The organism is Ramlibacter sp. AN1133 (assembly GCF_037890035.1).
Taxonomy (GTDB): domain Bacteria; phylum Pseudomonadota; class Gammaproteobacteria; order Burkholderiales; family Burkholderiaceae_C; genus Ramlibacter.
Window position 1 is genome coordinate 279,925 of sequence record NZ_JBBKTQ010000002.1, and the last position, 15,290, is coordinate 295,214.

The following is a 15,290-nucleotide window of genomic DNA, read 5'->3' on the forward strand; positions in this document are numbered from 1 at the left end:
TCAGGATGCCGTGGCCGTGCGCGGCACCGACAGGCACGCGAGCAATTCCTCGATCGCCAGCGGCTTGACGAAGTGGAAGTCGAAGCCGGCCTGCGCCGCGAGCGCCTTGTCCGCGTACTGGCCCCAGCCGGTCAGGGCGATCAGCAGCGGCGTGCCGGCATGCAGGCACTGTCGCATCTCGCGCGCGGCGTCGTAGCCGTTCATCACCGGCATGCCGATGTCCATCACCACCGCATCCACCGCTTCGCGGCACACGTGCCGCACCGCCGACGCGCCGTCGTGCACCACCGTCACCTGCAGGCCGGCCAGGCTCAGCACCGCTTCCAGCGTGTTGGCCGCATCCACGTTGTCGTCGACCACCAGCACCTTCTGCGGCGGCGGCTGCACGGCGCGCGGCGCGGCGGGTTGCGGCACTTGCCGCGCGTGGACCACGATCGGCAGCGCCAGCGTGAATTCGCTGCCCTGGCCGAGGCCGGCACTGTGGGCGCGCACGCTGCCGCCGTGCAGCTCCGCGAAGGCCCGCGCGAGATGCAGGCCCAGGCCCAGTCCCGTCGAAGGCTCGCCCGGCTGGCGCGACTGCCGGAACATGGCGAAGATCGCCTCCAGTTCGTCCGGCGCGATGCCGCGGCCGCTGTCGCGCACCGCGAACTCCGCCATGCGGCCTTCGGCGCGCACCCGCAGCCGGATCTCGCCCCCGGGCTCGGTGAACTTCGCGGCGTTCACCAGCAGGTTGGCCACGCTCTGCACCAGCCGCACGTGGTCGCCCAGGAGCACCGCGGGCTCGTCCGGCTGCTCCACCACGAGGCGGTGCGCGCGCACGCCGATCGCGTCGCTGGCGATCTCCACCGCGTGCTGCACCACGTCCGCGGTGCTGGTCTCCGCGCGCCGCAGTTCGAGCTTGCCGCTGTTGATGCGCGCCACGTCGAGCAGGTCGTCGACCAGGCGCGTCAGGTGACTGAGCTGGCGGTCGACGATGGACAGCATCTTGCCGGTCTCCGGCGCCGGGTAGCGCCGGCGCAGGACCTCCGCCACGTTGCGGATCGGGGCCAGCGGATTGCGCAATTCGTGCGCGAGCGTGGCCAGCATCTGGTCCTTGCGCTCGTTGAGGGCGCGCACCTCGTACTGGCGGCGGCGCCCGCGCAGGGCCGAGCGCACCGCGCTCACCAGCGTCATGGTGCGCACGGGCCGCTCCAGGAAGGTCACGTTGCCCAGGCGCTCGAAGGCCCGCTGCAGCTCGGGTTCGGCGCTGCGCTGCGTCATCAGCAGGATCGGCAGGTCCGACCAGGCCGGCTGCGCGCCGACGTGCCGCACCAGGGCATCGAGCACCCCGTGCGCCAGGACCTCCTCGACCAGCAGCAGTGCGCCTATGCCTTCGGCCAGCCGCGCGCGCAGCTCCTCGCGGTCGGCCGCCACCGCAGCGGCGATGCCGGCCGACTCCAGCACGCGGCAGGCCATCGCCCCTTCCCGCGGCGAGCCGGTGAAGACCAGGACCGCGTCTTCCATCACGCGCCGCTGGCGTCCCGCCGTTCCACCGGCACCGGCACGCCGGTCAGCACGCCGCGGTAGCCGCTCAGGATACCGCCGACCTGGAGGCCCTCGGCCGTCAGCGAGAACTCGCGGATCGTGCGCTCGTGGCCGCTGCCGCGCTTCTTGAACACGGAGATCGCCTGGCGCACCTGGCCCTCGTGCTCGAAGTACCGCAGCATCAGCACGTTGTCGGCCACGTAGCTCGCGTCCAGCGCGCTGGTCATGTTGCCTCCCAGCATGCCCTGCTGCACCGCCACCAGCAGCGTCATCACCTGGTGCTGGCCGAGGTAGGTCAGCAGCTCGTGCAGGTACATGGTCAGGAAGCGCTCGTCCGGCACCGCGTTCATGTAGCCGTTCAGGCTGTCGATCACCACCACCTTCACGCCGGCGGCCACCGCCGCTGCCACGGTGGCGGAGAACTGGCCGGGCGACAGCTCCGCCGGGTCGACCTGCTGCATCGTGAGCAGGCCGCTGGCCAGGGCTTCGCGCAGCGGCTGCTGGATGCCGTCGGCGCGGTGCAGCACGCTGCTGGCCGTCTCCTCGAACAGGAACATCGCCGCGCGCTCGCCGCGCGCGGTGGCCGCCGCCGCGACCTGCGCCGCCAGCGAGGACTTGCCCGAGCCCGGCGGCCCGACGATCAGCGTGCTGGAGCCCTCCTCGAGGCCGCCTCCCAGCAGCAGGTCGAGCGCCGGCAGCCCGCTGGAGGCCTGCGCGCGGCGCTGCAGGGCGCGCGAGTCCGCCGCCACCAGGCGGGGATGGACCACCATGCCGCCGCGCACGAGGTTGTAGTCGTGCATGCCGCCCACCACGTCGCGCCCGCGGTGCTTGACGATGCGCAGGCGCCGCCGTTCCGAGCCGTAGTCCTTCACCGTGTGATCGAGCTGGATCACGCCGTGCGCGATGCTGCGCACCTGCAGGTCGCCGGCGGCCGAGGCGGTGCGGTCGTCCAGCAGCAGCACGGTGCAGTGGCGGTGCGAGAAGAACTGCTTCAGGGCCAGCACCTGGCGCCGGTAGCGCAGCGGGTTGTCGGCCAGCAACTGGAGTTCCGAAAGCGAATCCAGCACCAGGCGCGAGGGCTTGCGGTCCTCCACCACCTGCAGGATGGTGCGCAGCGTGTCCGCCATCTCCACCTCGGAGGCGTGGAAGAGGGGGCGGTCGTTGGCACCCAGCAGGTCCTCGTCGGGCAGCACCTCGTGCACGTGGATGCCGCTGAGGTCCCACCCGTGCGAGGCCGCGACGGCGGCGAGTTCCTCGCGCGTTTCCGCCAGGGTGATGTAGACCACGTTCTCGCCGCGCCGCACCCCTTCGAGCAGGAACTGAAGGCCGGTGGTGGTCTTGCCTGCGCCGGGCTCGCCTTCGATCAGGTAGATGCGGTGCGGCATGAGGCCGCCCCCGAGGATGCCGTCCAGGCCCGGCACGCCCGTGGAGCGCGGTTGCGCGTCCGCTGTCTCTTCCATGGTCCACCGCCCTTCCGCAATTGGCTCAAACCTTCGGCCGGGGAGGGGAAAGCGGCGCAATGAACCATCCTAGCAAAGCAGCGCGCTTCGAGGTTGCGCAGCGCGGCTCAGCGGGACGCAGCGGCGGTGGGTGGTCGCGCTAGCGGCGCTGGCGCAGGATGATCCATGCGACCGCGGCGGATCCCAGCGCGCCCACCGCGCCGCCGAGGAACACCGCCTCCAGCCCGGCGACCCTGGCCAGCGCCCCGTTCAGCGGCGGTGCGATGCCCATCGTGATGTCCTGGAACAGCACGTAGGCGCCCATGGCCGCGCCGCGGCTTTGCGGCGGCGAACGCTTGACCGCCTCCACGCCGAAGCCCTGGAAGCCGATGCCGTAGCCGCCGCCGGTGAGCGCCGCGCCCAGCCACGCGAGCGCCGGATGCGGCGCGGCCCAGATCAGCGCCAGCCCGATCGCCTCCGCCAGCACGCAGTACAGCGCCACCCGCGCGCCGCCCACCAGGTCCGGCAGGTGGCCCACCAGCAGCCGCGCCGCGATGAAGCCCGCACCCATGCTGGTGAGCGCGAGGGCGCCGCCGTCCCAGCCGCGCTGCACGAACAGCAGCACGGCGAAGGTGTTGATCATCGCGTAGCCCACACAGCACAGGGTCAGGCCCAGCCCCGGCAGCTTCAGCGCGTTGAGCACGTCGAAGAACGGCAGCCGCGCGTGGATGCTGGCCGGCGCGCCCGCCATGAAGCTGGTGCCGACCACGCCGACCATCCCGGTGGCGAGCACCGCGCAGGCCACGCCGCCGAAGCCGAACTGCGCGTTCAGCGCCGTGCCGATCGGGGCGCCCACGGCCAGCCCGCCGAACAGCGCCACGCCGATCCAGCCGAACACCTTGCCCGCGTGCATCGTGCCGACGCGCGCCAGCGCCCAGGCCATCGTGCCCGTGATGAGGAAGCTCTCGGTGATCCCGGTCAGCAGCCGGCCGGCCATCAGGAGCCCGAGCGACAGCGAGGGCGAAGAGACCGCGAACGGCACCGAAGCGAGATAGAGGATTCCCACCGCGCACGCCGCCACCAGCCCGGCGAGCGCCGCGCGCCGCGGCCCGCGCGCATCCGACAGTTCGCCGGCCCACATCCGCCCGAACAGCGACGACGCGTACTGGCAACCCATCACCACGCCCACCATCACCGTGCCCTGCCCCAGCACGTCGTGCACGTGCCGCGGCAGCACCGGCAGGGCCATGCCCATGGCGAGGAAGCCGTCGAAGACCGACAGCATGAAGGGCAGCAGGGGGAGGAAGACGGACCACAGGGAGCGCTGGGCGGGCGAGGCCCGGGACTGCAGATTCACCGTCATGCGCCAAGCATAGTGCCATCGGGCGGGCCGCTGCCGCCGGCCTCGACCGCGGGCACACTCGCGGGATGTCCACGCCCCTGAACTACCGCCACCTGCACTACTTCTGGGTCGTCGCCAAGGAGGGCGGCATGGCGCGCGCCGCGGAGCGGCTGGACATGGCGGTGCAGACGGTCAGCGCGCAGGTGCGCGCGCTGGAGCAGTCGCTGGGGCATTCGCTCTTCAAGCCGGCCGGGCGCGGCATCGTGCTCACCGAGGCGGGCGTGGCCGCGATGATGCTCGCGGACCAGATCTTCCAGCTCGGCGAGCAGCTTCCCGCCGCCGTGCGCGACGCCGCCACGGGCCAGGGCCTGCGGCTGGCGGTGGGCATCTCGGATGGCCTGCCCAAGCTCGTCGTGCGCCACCTGCTGCAACCCGCGCTGCAGGATCCGCGCGTGCGGCTGCTATGCCACGAGGACGAATTCGACCGGCTGCTGGCCGACCTGGCCCTGCACCGGCTGGACGCGGTGCTGTCCGACCGCGCCGCGCCGCCGAATCCCAACTTGCGGCTCTATGGCCACGCGCTCGGCGAGGCGCCCATGGCCTGGTACGCGCCGGCCGACATCGCGAAGCAGTGCAGGCTGCCCTTTCCCGCCTGCCTGGGCGAGCTGCCGGTGCTGCTGCCCACGCACCATGCGGCGGTGCGCGCGCGGCTGGACCAGTGGTTCGAGCGCCAGGGCCTGCGCCCGCGCATCGCCGGCGAGTTCGAGGACAGTGCCCTGCTGGCCGCCTTCGGCCGCAGCGGCATGGGCGCCTTCCCGGCCTCGCGCTGGTCCCAGGAGGAACTGCTGCAGGACAAGCGCATGCGGCTGCTGGGGGAAACGCCGGAGGTGGTGGAGCACTTCCACCTGATCTCGGCGGAGCGCAGGATCCATCATCCGCTGGTGCTGCAGCTGGTCGAAGCCTCCAAACACTGATCGTCTTCCTCCCTCCCCCTCCGGGGGAGGGCCGGGGTGGTGGCACACCCGCGCGCCGTCACCCCGCCTTCCTCGCCTGCCGCTCCGTCTTCTTCCCCGCGAACGGATACGCCCCCTTCGGCCCCTCGCCCCTGGGCGCAATCCGCAGCGACAACACCATCGTCGCCGCCAGCACCGCGAACGTCATTCCCAGCGACCACGCCACCGGCACCTTGTAGACGTCGATCAGCAGCATCTTCGCCCCGATCAGCACCAGCACGATTGCCAGGCCGTACGACAGCAGGTGGAAGCGCTCGTGCATGCCCGCCAGCAGGAAGTACATCGCCCGCAGGCCGAGGATCGCGAACACGTTCGAGGTGAGCACGATGAACGGATCGGTCGTGATCGCGAAGATCGCCGGGATCGAGTCCACCGCGAAGATCACGTCCACCACGCCGATCAGCAGCACGACCACCAGCAGCGGCGTCGCCATGCGCACCCCGTCGACGTGCGTGAAGAGGCGCTCGCCGTCGAAGCCGGGCGCCACCTTCATGCGCCGGTTGATCCAGCGCAGCACCGGGTTGGAGGCCAGGTCGGGCTCCTGCCCGGCCGCCCACCACATCTTGATGCCCGTGAACACGAGGAAGGCGCCGAAGACGTACATCGTCCAGTGGAACTGCTCGATCAGCCATGCGCCGGCGAAGATCATGCCGGCGCGCAGCGCCAGCGCGCCGAGGATGCCGATCATCAGCACCCGCTTCTGGAACGCGGGCGGCACGCCGAAGAAGGTGAACAGCATCAGGAAGACGAAGATGTTGTCCACCGCCAGCGCCTTCTCCACCAGGTAGCCGGTGACGAACTCGAGCGCCTTGTCGGCGGCCACCTCCTGGCGCGCCGCGTCGCCCGAGGTGCCGCCCAGGTACCACCACAGCCAGCCGACGAACACCAGCGACACCAGCACCCACACCGCGGACCAGATGCCCGCCTCGCGCATCGACACGGTGTGGGCGCCCTGCCGGTTCAGCGTGACGAAGTCGACGACCAGCGCCGCGACGACGAACGCGGCGAACAGCATCCACATCATCGGCGTGGCGGTCATCATGCGAGGGTCTCCTCAGGCGCCCTGCTGGATGCCGGCGATCAGCCAGCCGCCGAAGCCGCTCTTCGGCTTGGCCAGGTGCCACACTTCATCGAGATCCTCCGGCACCGCCCCGGCCTGCTCGCGCACGCTGCCCGTGAAGCGGACGCTCACGACGTAGCGGTCGGCGTCCTCCGCCACGTCCAGCACCTGCGCGTTCAGGCCGAACACCTCGGTCCGCTGCTGCGCATCCCCGCGCTCGGCGATCTCGGAGCGCACGACCTCGAACATCTCGGGCGACAGGTAGTCGCGCAGCCGGTCGAGGTCGCGCGCATCGTTGGCGGCCTGCAGCGCCATGAACTGGTCGCGCGCGGTGCGCTCGAAGGCGGCGACGTCGAAACCCGCCGGGATGTGCCCCACGCCCGCGGCCGCGGCACCCGCCACGCCGGCACCGATCCCGGAGCCGATCAGCGAAGTGCCCGGCCCCTGCGAGGCCGGCTGCGCGTCGCGCAACGCGATGTCCTGCGGCTGCTGGCGGAACATGCCGCCCGCGTTGCCCATCGCACCCGCACCCGCGAGCGCGCCGCCCTGGCTGGCCGCGCGCTTGCGCAGCACCAGGCCGATCACGAACATCACCGCCATCACCAGCAGCGCGATGGTGAGCATGTTGGCCAGCGCCTCGCCGAAGCCGAAGTGCGACGCGAGCGCGGCGATGCCCAGGCCGGCCGCGATGCCCGCGACGGGGCCGAGCCAGCTGCGCTTGGCCGTGGCGGCCGCGGCCGCACCCGGCATGGCGGCGGCGGCCGGGGCGCCGGCGACCGGGGCTGCCTGTCCCGGCGCGCCGGGCGTGCCGGCGGGCGCCGCATTGCCGGGGGGCGCGGTCACGCTTTGCCGCTGCATGCCGGCGGACTTGCCGCCGCCCAGGCGCTTGGCCTCGGCGTCGAGCCCCAGTGTCAGTCCGAGCGAGAGGATGACGGCGAACAGGGCGAGGGTCTTTCTCATGAGGGTCTCCTTTGCCAATGAGTCGGAAGCGTGAAGCTAACCGCGCGACGCCCCGCGAAAAAGCAGATGTTCACTGCGGGTCACTCAGGAAAAACCGAAATGTCGCCGCGCCGGGACGCGCCGGGACGCGCCGGGACGCGCCGGGACGTGCCGGTGCGCCGCCGGCCTGCCGGGGCCCGTGCCGTGCCCCGTGTAGGAGAACACCCCGAGTGGGGACCATCGGTTCGGTACCGTACAGACCCTTCGTGGACTCGTCCTTACTCTGCGCTGTGAAAGAGGTCCCCATGAATACCATCGTATCCGTCCTGTTCGCCACCACCGCGCTGGCCTGCGCCGCGCAGGCCTCCGCCCAGGTCACCTTCTACGAGCAGGAGGGCTTCCAGGGCCGCACCTTGACGACGCAAAAGCGCGTGGGCAACCTGGAGCGCTCCGGGTTCAGCAACCGCGCCTCTTCCGCCGTGGTCGTCGGGCAGCGCTGGCAGGTGTGCGACGACGTCCGCTTCGACGGCCGCTGCACCGTGCTGCGCCCGGGCCAGTACCCGTCGCTGCAGGCGATGGGCATGGACAACCGGATCACCTCCGTGCGGCCGCTGCCGGCCAACGAGCGTGTCGCCGATGCCGATTACGCGCCGATGCCGGTCGTGGCGCAGGATTTCCGCCGCCGCCGCAACGAGCGCCTGTTCGACGCCGAGGTCATGTCCTCGCGCGCCGTGGTCGGCACGCCCGGCCAGCGCTGCTGGATCGAGCGCGAACAGGTCAGCCAGCAGCCCCAGGGCAACATGAACTCGCAGGAGGCGGCGATCAGTGCCGTCATCGGCGGCATCCTCGGACACCAGTCGGGCGCCACCCAGGCGCGGGTCGCCCAGGACGTGCGCCGCTGCGACAGCAATCCCGTGCAGGCCACCCCCAGTTACTGGGACGTGACCTACGAGTTCCGCGGCCAGCAGCACCGCGTGCAGATGGCGACGGCCCCCGGCCGCACCATCGTGGTCAACCGCAACGGCGAACCGCGCGGCTGACGCGGCACCTTCCCCGACATCGACCCCCCTCATCACTGAAGAAGAAATCATGAACACTCGCATCGCCTTCACCTCCGCGCTCGCCGCCTCCCTCATCGCCCTGGCCGGCTGTGCCGTCACCCGCGGGCAGGAAACCGTCGGCGGCTACGTCGACGACGCCGGCATCACCACCAGCATCAAGGCGCGCTTCATCGACAATCGCGACGTCGACGCGTCCAGCATCAAGGTCGAGACGCTCAACGGCACCGTGCTGCTCTCCGGCTTCGCCAAGAACACCAACGAGCGCAACACCGCGGAGCTGATCGCACGCAACGTCACCGGCGTACGCGCCGTCCGCAACGAGATCGCCGTCCGGCCGTGACCCGCGCGCTGTACGCACTGGCCCTGCTCGCGCTGGGGCCGGGCGCGCTGGCGCAGCAGCCCCCCACCGGCGGCGCCTTGCAGGTTCCGCCGGCGCCGCAGGTGCCGCGCACCGAGCCCGAGATCCGCATCGAGCAGCGAACCAGCCCCGCGCCCGTGCCGCCGGGAGACGCCGTTCGCATCGTCGTCAGGTCGCTGAGGGTGGAGGGTGCCACCCTCTTTCCCGAGCCCGAGCTGATTGCGCTCACCGGTTTCCGGCCGGGCAGCGAGCTCGCGCTCGTCGAACTGCAGGCGATGGCGGCCCGCATCACGGACCACTATCGCCGCAACGGCTACTTCGTCGCCCAGGCCTACCTGCCGGCGCAGGAGATCCGCGATGGCGCGGTGACCATCGCCGTGAGCGAGGGGCGCCTGGGCAACGTGCAGTTGCGCAACCGCAGCAACCTCAGGAACGGGGTGGCCCAGAGCGCGCTGTCCGGCCTGCAGCCGGGCGAGGTGCTCGCCATCGCGCCGGTGGAAAGCCGGCTGCTGCTGCTGTCCGACCTGCCGGGACTCGACGTCCATTCGACACTCGTGCCCGGCACGTCCCCCGGCACGTCCGACCTCATCGTCGACATCGACCAGGGGCGGCGCGTCACGGGCAGCGTCGATGCCGACAACGCGGGCAACCGCTTCACCGGCGCCTGGCGCGTCGGCGCCACGGTCAACCTCAACGAGCCGTTGGGGCTGGGCGACGTGGCCAGCCTGCGCCTGCTCACGTCCGGCGAGGGGCTGAAGTACGCCCGCGCCTCCTACCAGCTGCAGGCCGGGCGGGCCCAGCTCGGGGCGGCGTACAGCTGGCTGGAGTACCGGCTCGGCAAGGAATTCGAGAGCCTGGGCGCGCACGGCACGGCGCAGATCGCCAGCGTGTACGGCCGCTACCCCGTGATCCGCAGCCGCAACAACAACCTGTACCTGCAACTCGCGTTCGACGCCAAGAAGTTCGACGACTTCGTGGATTCGGTTCCCGCGGAGACGGAGCGCAACTCGCGCGTGCTCATGGCCAGCGTGTTCGGCGACCACCGCGACGGCATCGGCGGCGGCGGCGTGAGCTCGTACTTCGTCACCTGGTCCACCGGCCGGCTGGAGATCGAGACGCCGGCGGCGCTGGCGCAGGACGCTGCCACGGCCCGCACCAACGGCCACTTCAACAAGCTGTCGTACAGCGCGATGCGCCTGCAGCGGGCCGGCGGCCCGTTCTCGGTGTACGCGGGCGTGAGCGGCCAGCTGGCGTCGAAGAACCTGGACGTCTCCGAGAAGATGGAGCTCGGCGGCATGAACGGCGTGCGGGCCTACCCGGAGGGCGAGGCCTATGCCGACCAGGGCTGGCTGTTCACGATCGAAGGCCGCATGGACCTGCCGCCCTTGCCGGCGCCGATCCCCGGCCGCATGCAGCTCGTGGCCTTCGCCGACACGGGACACGTGACCCTGAACCGCGATCCCTGGCTCGCCGGCGACAACCACCGCACCCTCAGTGGCGCCGGCGTCGGGGTGAACTGGGCCGATCCCGGCAACTTCCTGGTCCGCGCGTTCTACGCCCACAAGCTCGGCAGCGAAAAGGCCACCTCGGCCCCGGATCGCTCCGGCCGCTTCTGGATCCAGCTCGTCAAGTATTTCTGAGCAGGCTTTCATCATGAACAAGCGCTTCCTTCCGGGCACCCGCCCGCCGCATGCATTGGCTGTCCTGGCGCTGATGATGTTCTCCTTCGAGGCGGCCCACGCCGCACCGGTCGGCGGCGCGGTCGCCGCGGGCGCCGCGGGCATCGCCACCACGGGCGCCAGCACCACCATCACGCAGACCACGCCCAGCGCGGTGATCAACTGGCAGGGCTTCGGCATCGCCGCGGGCGAGTCGGTGCGCTTCCAGCAGCCGGCCAGCAGCTCCGTGATGCTGAACCGCGTGGTCGGGCCCGACCCCTCGGCCATCTTCGGCAGCCTGTCCGCCAACGGCAAGGTCTTCCTGGTCAACCCGGGCGGCGTGCTGTTCGGCCCCGGCGCTTCGGTCAACGTGGGCGGCCTCGTCGCCTCCACGCTGGACATCGCGGACGGCGACTTCATGGCCGGGCGCTACAGCTTCAGCGGCAGCGGCCGGGGCGCGGTGGTGAACCAGGGCACGATCAACGCCGACGGCGGCTATGTCGCGCTGCTGGGCACCGACGTCGCCAACCAGGGTGTCATCTCCGCCCGCCTGGGCTCCGTGGCACTGGCGGCGGGCCAGGCGATCACGCTGGATGTGGTGGGCGACAACCTGCTGAACGTGGCGGTCGACCGCGGCGCGGTCGACGCGCTGGTGAGCAACGGCGGGCTGATCCAGGCCGACGGCGGCCGGGTGCTGATGACAACGCAGTCGGCCGGGAACCTGCTGTCCACTGCGGTTAACAACACCGGCGTGATCCAGGCCCGCACCATCTCCAGCCGCGACGGCAGCATCATGCTACTGGGCGACATGCAAAGCGGTACCGTCAGCGCCGGCGGAACGCTGGACGTGTCGGCCGCGGGCGCTGGCCAGGTTGGCGGCAGCGTCACACTCACGGCTCACAACGTGGGCCTGTTCGGCGCCTACGTCGACGCCTCCGGCGCCGGCGGCGGCGGCACGGTGCTCGTGGGAGGCGACTACCAGGGCAGGAACGCCGGCGTGCCCAACGCCACCGCGGCGTACATGAGCGCGGACTCCACCATCACGGCCAGCGCGACGATTGACGGCAGCGGCGGCAAGGTGGTCATCTGGTCCAACGAATCGACCCGCGCCTATGGCAGCATCACCGCGCGCGGCGGCCCGCAGGGCGGCGACGGCGGGCAGGTCGAGACGTCCGGCGGCTGGCTGGATGTGGCCGGCATTCATGTGGACGCCGGTGCATCGGCCGGAACGCGCGGCATGTGGCTGCTCGACCCGGCGGACATCACCATCGGGCTGGGGGCGACCACCGGCGCAACCGTGACCGGCGGCGTGTTCGCGCCCAACTCCGGCGTCAGCACGGCGACCATCGCCGTCGCCGACCTCACGACGGCACTGGGCGTGGGCGCGGCCGGCACTGACGTCACCATCACCACCACCAACAGGGGCGCGGCGGGGTCCGGCGCCGGCAACATCACGATCGCCACGCCGCTCAGCTGGTCGCCCACCACGCCGACCACGCTGACGCTGAACGCGGCCGGTGACGTGAACATCAATGCGGCCGTCACTACCACCCGGGGCAACCTGGTGGTCTGCTGCGGCAACGACGTCAACGTCAACGCGCCGATCGTGACCACCAACGGCAGCGTGCTGCTGAGCGCGGGCCGCGACGTCAACATCGTGCGCGACCTGCTGCATCCCACGGCGGGCCTGACAACCACCACCGGCAACATCATGCTGTGCGCCGCCCGGGACATCAACCTGACCAACACCGCCAACGGCGCAGCGCTGATCGTGCTGACCACCGGCAGCGCCACGGCAGGTGAGAGCCTCGCCAACCTCGGCGTGCCGCGCGGACTCTCGCTGCGCTCGGGCACGGGCTCCACCGGACCGGGCGCGGCCAACGGTACGGTGAAGTTCGGCGTCGGCGCCTACGCCACTGTCACCGGGCCGGCCGGCATCGCGCCGATCGACATCGTCTACAACCCGACTTCCTACCTGACGCCGACCGATTACACCGGTTTCTTCGCTACCGGCAACGGCGGGCCGTTCACCTCGCGCATGCTGGTCCATCCCGCCGTCCCTGACCGGTTCGAAAACGGGACATCCGTGGCCACGCTCACCGGCCTGCAGGGATCGCCATCAGGCGTGACGCTGGTGGCAGGACCGCTGGCGACGGCCAGTTTCGCCGACGGCGCGCCAGGCACGGGCAAGACCGTCATCTACAGCGGCTACACCGTCAGCGACCCGGCCAACTTCGCCTTGCCCGTTAGCTGCTGCGCGCCGATCCAGTCCACTACCACCGGCACCATCAAAGCCGCTGCCGTGGTGCCACCGGTCGTGGTCCCGCCGGTGGTGATCCCCCCCGCCGTGGTGCCGCCGGTGGTGATCCCGCCGGTCGTGGTGATCCCGCCGATCCCCATCGCGCCGACGCCCATTCCCCCGGTGCCGATCGCGCCGGTGCTGCTGCCGGAGGTGGAGGTGCCGATCGCGACCTCCGACACCGTGCTGCCGCAGTTCGCGCCCTTCATCGTCGCGCCGCTGCTGCTGCGCCCGCCCTCGCCGCTGCTGGTGGTGTCGCCGGTCGCGCCGCCGCCCATGCAGCTGGTGCTGGTGCAGCCGCCGGTGCCGGCTCCGGTGGTCGCTCCCGCGGCTGTGCGGGCGCCCGAAGCCGCACCGGCGCCGGCCGCACAGCCCGCGCCGCCCGCTCCCGCGCCGTACGTGGCGCCGCCCCGGCCCGCCAGGCCGTACCGGAACTAGGCCCGTGAGCCGGTCCGCGTCGTCGCGCCTTGGCTGGGCCCTGGTGGCTGCGGCCTGCCTGGCCTGGGTGCCGGCGGCCGCCGGCGAGCGCGCCGACTTCGGGCAGCAGGCCGTGTCCGCCGAGGCGCGGCATGTCGCCGACTGGGTGATCGGTTCCAACGACCACGCGGGCCGGCCCTTCGTGGTCGTCGACAAGGTGCATCCGCGCGTCTTCGTCTTCGACGGCCAGGGCGTGCTGCAGGGGACGGCGCCGGCGCTGGTCGGGCTCGCGCGCGGCGACGAAACGGCGCCGGGCGTCGGGCAGCGGCCGATGGCGGGCATCCGGCCCGAGGAGCGGACCACGCCCGCCGGCCGCTTCATCGCCTCGCTGGAACGCAGCCTGAAAGGCGAGGAGATCCTGTGGGTCGACTACGACGCCGGGGTGGCCCTGCACCCGGTGAGCGTGGCGGTGGCCAAGGAGCGGCGGCTGCAGCGGCTGGCCAGCCTGGCCCCCGCGGACCACCGCATCACCTACGGGTGCATCAACGTTCCCGCGCAGTTCTTCGCCGAGGTGGTGGCGCCGCTGTTCCGCGGCGGCATGGGCGTGGTCTACGTGCTGCCCGAGACGCGCTCCGCGCGCGAGATCTTCGGCACGCATGAACCGGTGCGCCGCTGAAACCGAATCCAAGGAGAAGTCCATGTCCCGTTTCGCATTCCGCTGCACGATCGCGCTGGCCCTGGCCGCCGCCGTCGCCCCCGCCTGGTCCGCTGGCAAGGGCCAGGTGTCGCAGGCGCAGGCCGACTACCGGCAGGAGCGCGCGCGCTGCCTGCGCGGCGACAGCGGCCAGGCGCTGGCCACCTGCCTGAAGGAGGCGGGCGCCGCCTACGAGGAGGCCCGCCGTGGGCGCCTGGGGGACGCGGCGCCGGCGGACCTGGAACGCAACGCGACGCAACGCTGCGCCGCGCAGCCGCCGGCCGACCGCGAAGCCTGCAGGCAGCGCATCCTCGGCGCCGGCAGCAGCGAAGGCAGCGTCAGCGGCGGCGGCATCCTGCGCCGCAGCGAAACCCCCGCCAACTGAGAATCCCGGGCCGCTACGCACGCATCCCGCTCGCATACGCAGCGCAGTCGGCGGCGTAGCAGCTGCAGGACGCACCCTGCAGGCCATCGCGGTCGAGGACGGTCATGACGCCGCGGTGATAGGCGATCAGCTGCCGCCTTTGCAGCACCGCTGCCGCGCGGGTGACGCCGGCACGGCGCACGCCGAGGGTGGCCGCCAGGAATTCGTGGGTGGCATGCACGGGATGGCCGGGGGCGCGATCCTGCGTCATCAGCAGCCAGCGCGCGAGCCGTTCCTCGACGCGGTGGTAGCGCGTGCACAGGGTCGCCTGCGCGAGCTGGGTGAGCGTCACCAGCACGTACTGCTGCATGCGCTTGCGGAAGTCGTCGCTCTCGCGCAGTTGCGTCCGCAGCGCCACCACCGGGATGCGCAGCGCCGCGCCCTCGCGCACCACCACCGCGCGCAGGGACGAGGCGGTCGACCCGAGCAGCAGCGGAATGCCGACCATGCCTTCGGCGCCGACCATCGCCACGCTCAGGGAATGCGGCTTGCCGGCCGCGGGCATGCTGAGCGAGACGATCGCGTCCAGCGGGAACCAGGCGTGCGTCGTGCGCAGTCCGGGGCGCATCAGGACCTGGTCCACCTCCAGCTCGGCGGACTCGCAGTGCGCCGCCATGCGCGCGCGGTCCTCCCCGGCGAGGCGCGCCAGCAGGCGGTTCGCGCGCGGTCCGGTTTCGGGGTCGGCAAGCACGAGGTTCTCCTTCGTTGCACCGGGAGCCTGCACGCAAATCTCCGGCCTGTCTGCGCGCTGGAGCACACAGCGGCCTTCGTACGCTGGCGCACAGACGCCGGGCCGCGGCCGGTCCAAAGTGGTCCGGTGCGACCGCGAAAGGATTGCCAGGGACCCGGCGAACACCTGGGGTCGCCTGCAGTACGGCTCATGAACCACCGAGGAGAAGACGATGCCCAAGGGACAACAGCGCGGCAACAAGGAAGCCAGGAAGCCGAAGAAGGCGCCGGTGCCGGCGCCCATCGCGGTGGCCAGTGCCGCCGTGACGCCCGTCCAGAAGGCCTCGCCTGCGCGCTCGCAGAAGAAATAGCGCGCCGGCCGGCGCCCCGAAG

The 15,290-nt window shown here is 71.7% G+C and carries 14 protein-coding genes; 8 read left to right on the plus strand and 6 right to left on the minus strand.

The features are described from left to right. The 3 genes from WG923_RS03855 to WG923_RS03865 all read right to left on the minus strand — a co-directional run bounded on the left by WG923_RS03855 (position 1) and on the right by WG923_RS03865 (position 4,326). Positions 1-1,503, minus strand: a complete 1,503-nt coding sequence (locus WG923_RS03855; protein ID WP_340349613.1) for a hybrid sensor histidine kinase/response regulator — start codon at positions 1,501-1,503, stop codon at positions 1-3. Then, positions 1,503-2,984, minus strand: a complete 1,482-nt coding sequence (locus WG923_RS03860) for an ATPase domain-containing protein (RefSeq protein ID WP_340349614.1) — start codon at positions 2,982-2,984, stop codon at positions 1,503-1,505. Before WG923_RS03860 ends, WG923_RS03855 begins: the two co-directional genes overlap by 1 nt. Positions 2,985-3,123: 139 nt before the next feature. Further along, positions 3,124-4,326: an arabinose transporter gene (locus WG923_RS03865; RefSeq protein ID WP_340349615.1), complete on the minus strand. Its 1,203-nt coding sequence runs from the start codon at positions 4,324-4,326 to the stop codon at positions 3,124-3,126. 65 nt (positions 4,327-4,391) lie between these two features. Here WG923_RS03865 and WG923_RS03870 point away from each other — a divergent pair, with 65 nt between their 5' ends. Then, positions 4,392-5,279, plus strand: a complete 888-nt coding sequence (locus tag WG923_RS03870) for a LysR family transcriptional regulator (protein WP_340349616.1) — start codon at positions 4,392-4,394, stop codon at positions 5,277-5,279. Between the two features lie 58 nt (positions 5,280-5,337). On the opposite strand, the gene WG923_RS03875 is transcribed toward WG923_RS03870, so the two are convergent. Next, complete coding sequence (locus tag WG923_RS03875; RefSeq protein ID WP_340349617.1) at positions 5,338-6,360, minus strand: TerC family protein; 1,023 nt, start codon at positions 6,358-6,360, stop codon at positions 5,338-5,340. 12 nt (positions 6,361-6,372) lie between these two features. Next, entirely contained in the window at positions 6,373-7,338 is a 966-nt protein-coding gene (locus WG923_RS03880; protein ID WP_340349618.1) for a Tim44 domain-containing protein, read from the minus strand. 284 nt (positions 7,339-7,622) lie between these two features. Between WG923_RS03880 and WG923_RS03885 the strand changes: the two genes are divergently transcribed. From WG923_RS03885 to WG923_RS03910, 6 genes are read left to right on the plus strand one after another with little or no spacing between them, the layout of a single operon-like run. Continuing rightward, on the plus strand, positions 7,623-8,357 hold the full coding sequence (locus tag WG923_RS03885) for a beta/gamma crystallin-related protein (protein ID WP_340349619.1): 735 nt from the start codon (positions 7,623-7,625) through the stop codon (positions 8,355-8,357). 49 nt (positions 8,358-8,406) lie between these two features. Continuing rightward, the gene (locus WG923_RS03890) at positions 8,407-8,718 is read left to right on the plus strand and encodes a BON domain-containing protein (protein WP_340349620.1); all 312 of its coding nucleotides are present in this window, start codon (positions 8,407-8,409) and stop codon (positions 8,716-8,718) included. After that, positions 8,715-10,376: a ShlB/FhaC/HecB family hemolysin secretion/activation protein gene (locus WG923_RS03895; RefSeq protein WP_340349621.1), complete on the plus strand. Its 1,662-nt coding sequence runs from the start codon at positions 8,715-8,717 to the stop codon at positions 10,374-10,376. Before WG923_RS03890 ends, WG923_RS03895 begins: the two co-directional genes overlap by 4 nt. 13 nt (positions 10,377-10,389) lie before the next feature. Continuing rightward, on the plus strand, positions 10,390-13,131 hold the full coding sequence (locus WG923_RS03900; protein ID WP_340349622.1) for a two-partner secretion domain-containing protein: 2,742 nt from the start codon (positions 10,390-10,392) through the stop codon (positions 13,129-13,131). Between the two features lie 4 nt (positions 13,132-13,135). Continuing rightward, positions 13,136-13,786, plus strand: coding sequence for a hypothetical protein (locus tag WG923_RS03905; RefSeq protein WP_340349623.1), 651 nt, complete (start codon positions 13,136-13,138; stop codon positions 13,784-13,786). Between the two features lie 22 nt (positions 13,787-13,808). Next, entirely contained in the window at positions 13,809-14,189 is a 381-nt protein-coding gene (locus WG923_RS03910; RefSeq protein WP_340349624.1) for a hypothetical protein, read from the plus strand. A 13-nt stretch (positions 14,190-14,202) separates the two neighbouring features. On the opposite strand, the gene WG923_RS03915 is transcribed toward WG923_RS03910, so the two are convergent. Then, positions 14,203-14,919, minus strand: a complete 717-nt coding sequence (locus WG923_RS03915) for a Crp/Fnr family transcriptional regulator (RefSeq protein WP_340349625.1) — start codon at positions 14,917-14,919, stop codon at positions 14,203-14,205. A gap of 211 nt (positions 14,920-15,130) precedes the next feature. Between WG923_RS03915 and WG923_RS03920 the strand changes: the two genes are divergently transcribed. Further along, positions 15,131-15,268: a hypothetical protein gene (locus WG923_RS03920; protein WP_340349626.1), complete on the plus strand. Its 138-nt coding sequence runs from the start codon at positions 15,131-15,133 to the stop codon at positions 15,266-15,268. The last annotated feature ends 22 nt before the right edge of the window (positions 15,269-15,290 follow it).

Coding starts and splice junctions, on each gene's coding strand:
- WG923_RS03885 (WP_340349619.1), top strand. CDS start 7,623: ATGAATACCATCGTATCCGTCCTGTTCGCCACCACCGCGCTGGCCTGC.
- WG923_RS03865 (WP_340349615.1), bottom strand. CDS start 4,326: ATGACGGTGAATCTGCAGTCCCGGGCCTCGCCCGCCCAGCGCTCCCTG.
- WG923_RS03920 (WP_340349626.1), top strand. CDS start 15,131: ATGCCCAAGGGACAACAGCGCGGCAACAAGGAAGCCAGGAAGCCGAAG.
- WG923_RS03870 (WP_340349616.1), top strand. CDS start 4,392: ATGTCCACGCCCCTGAACTACCGCCACCTGCACTACTTCTGGGTCGTC.
- WG923_RS03875 (WP_340349617.1), bottom strand. CDS start 6,360: ATGATGACCGCCACGCCGATGATGTGGATGCTGTTCGCCGCGTTCGTC.
- WG923_RS03880 (WP_340349618.1), bottom strand. CDS start 7,338: ATGAGAAAGACCCTCGCCCTGTTCGCCGTCATCCTCTCGCTCGGACTG.
- WG923_RS03855 (WP_340349613.1), bottom strand. CDS start 1,503: ATGGAAGACGCGGTCCTGGTCTTCACCGGCTCGCCGCGGGAAGGGGCG.
- WG923_RS03860 (WP_340349614.1), bottom strand. CDS start 2,984: ATGGAAGAGACAGCGGACGCGCAACCGCGCTCCACGGGCGTGCCGGGC.
- WG923_RS03890 (WP_340349620.1), top strand. CDS start 8,407: ATGAACACTCGCATCGCCTTCACCTCCGCGCTCGCCGCCTCCCTCATC.
- WG923_RS03900 (WP_340349622.1), top strand. CDS start 10,390: ATGAACAAGCGCTTCCTTCCGGGCACCCGCCCGCCGCATGCATTGGCT.
- WG923_RS03910 (WP_340349624.1), top strand. CDS start 13,809: ATGTCCCGTTTCGCATTCCGCTGCACGATCGCGCTGGCCCTGGCCGCC.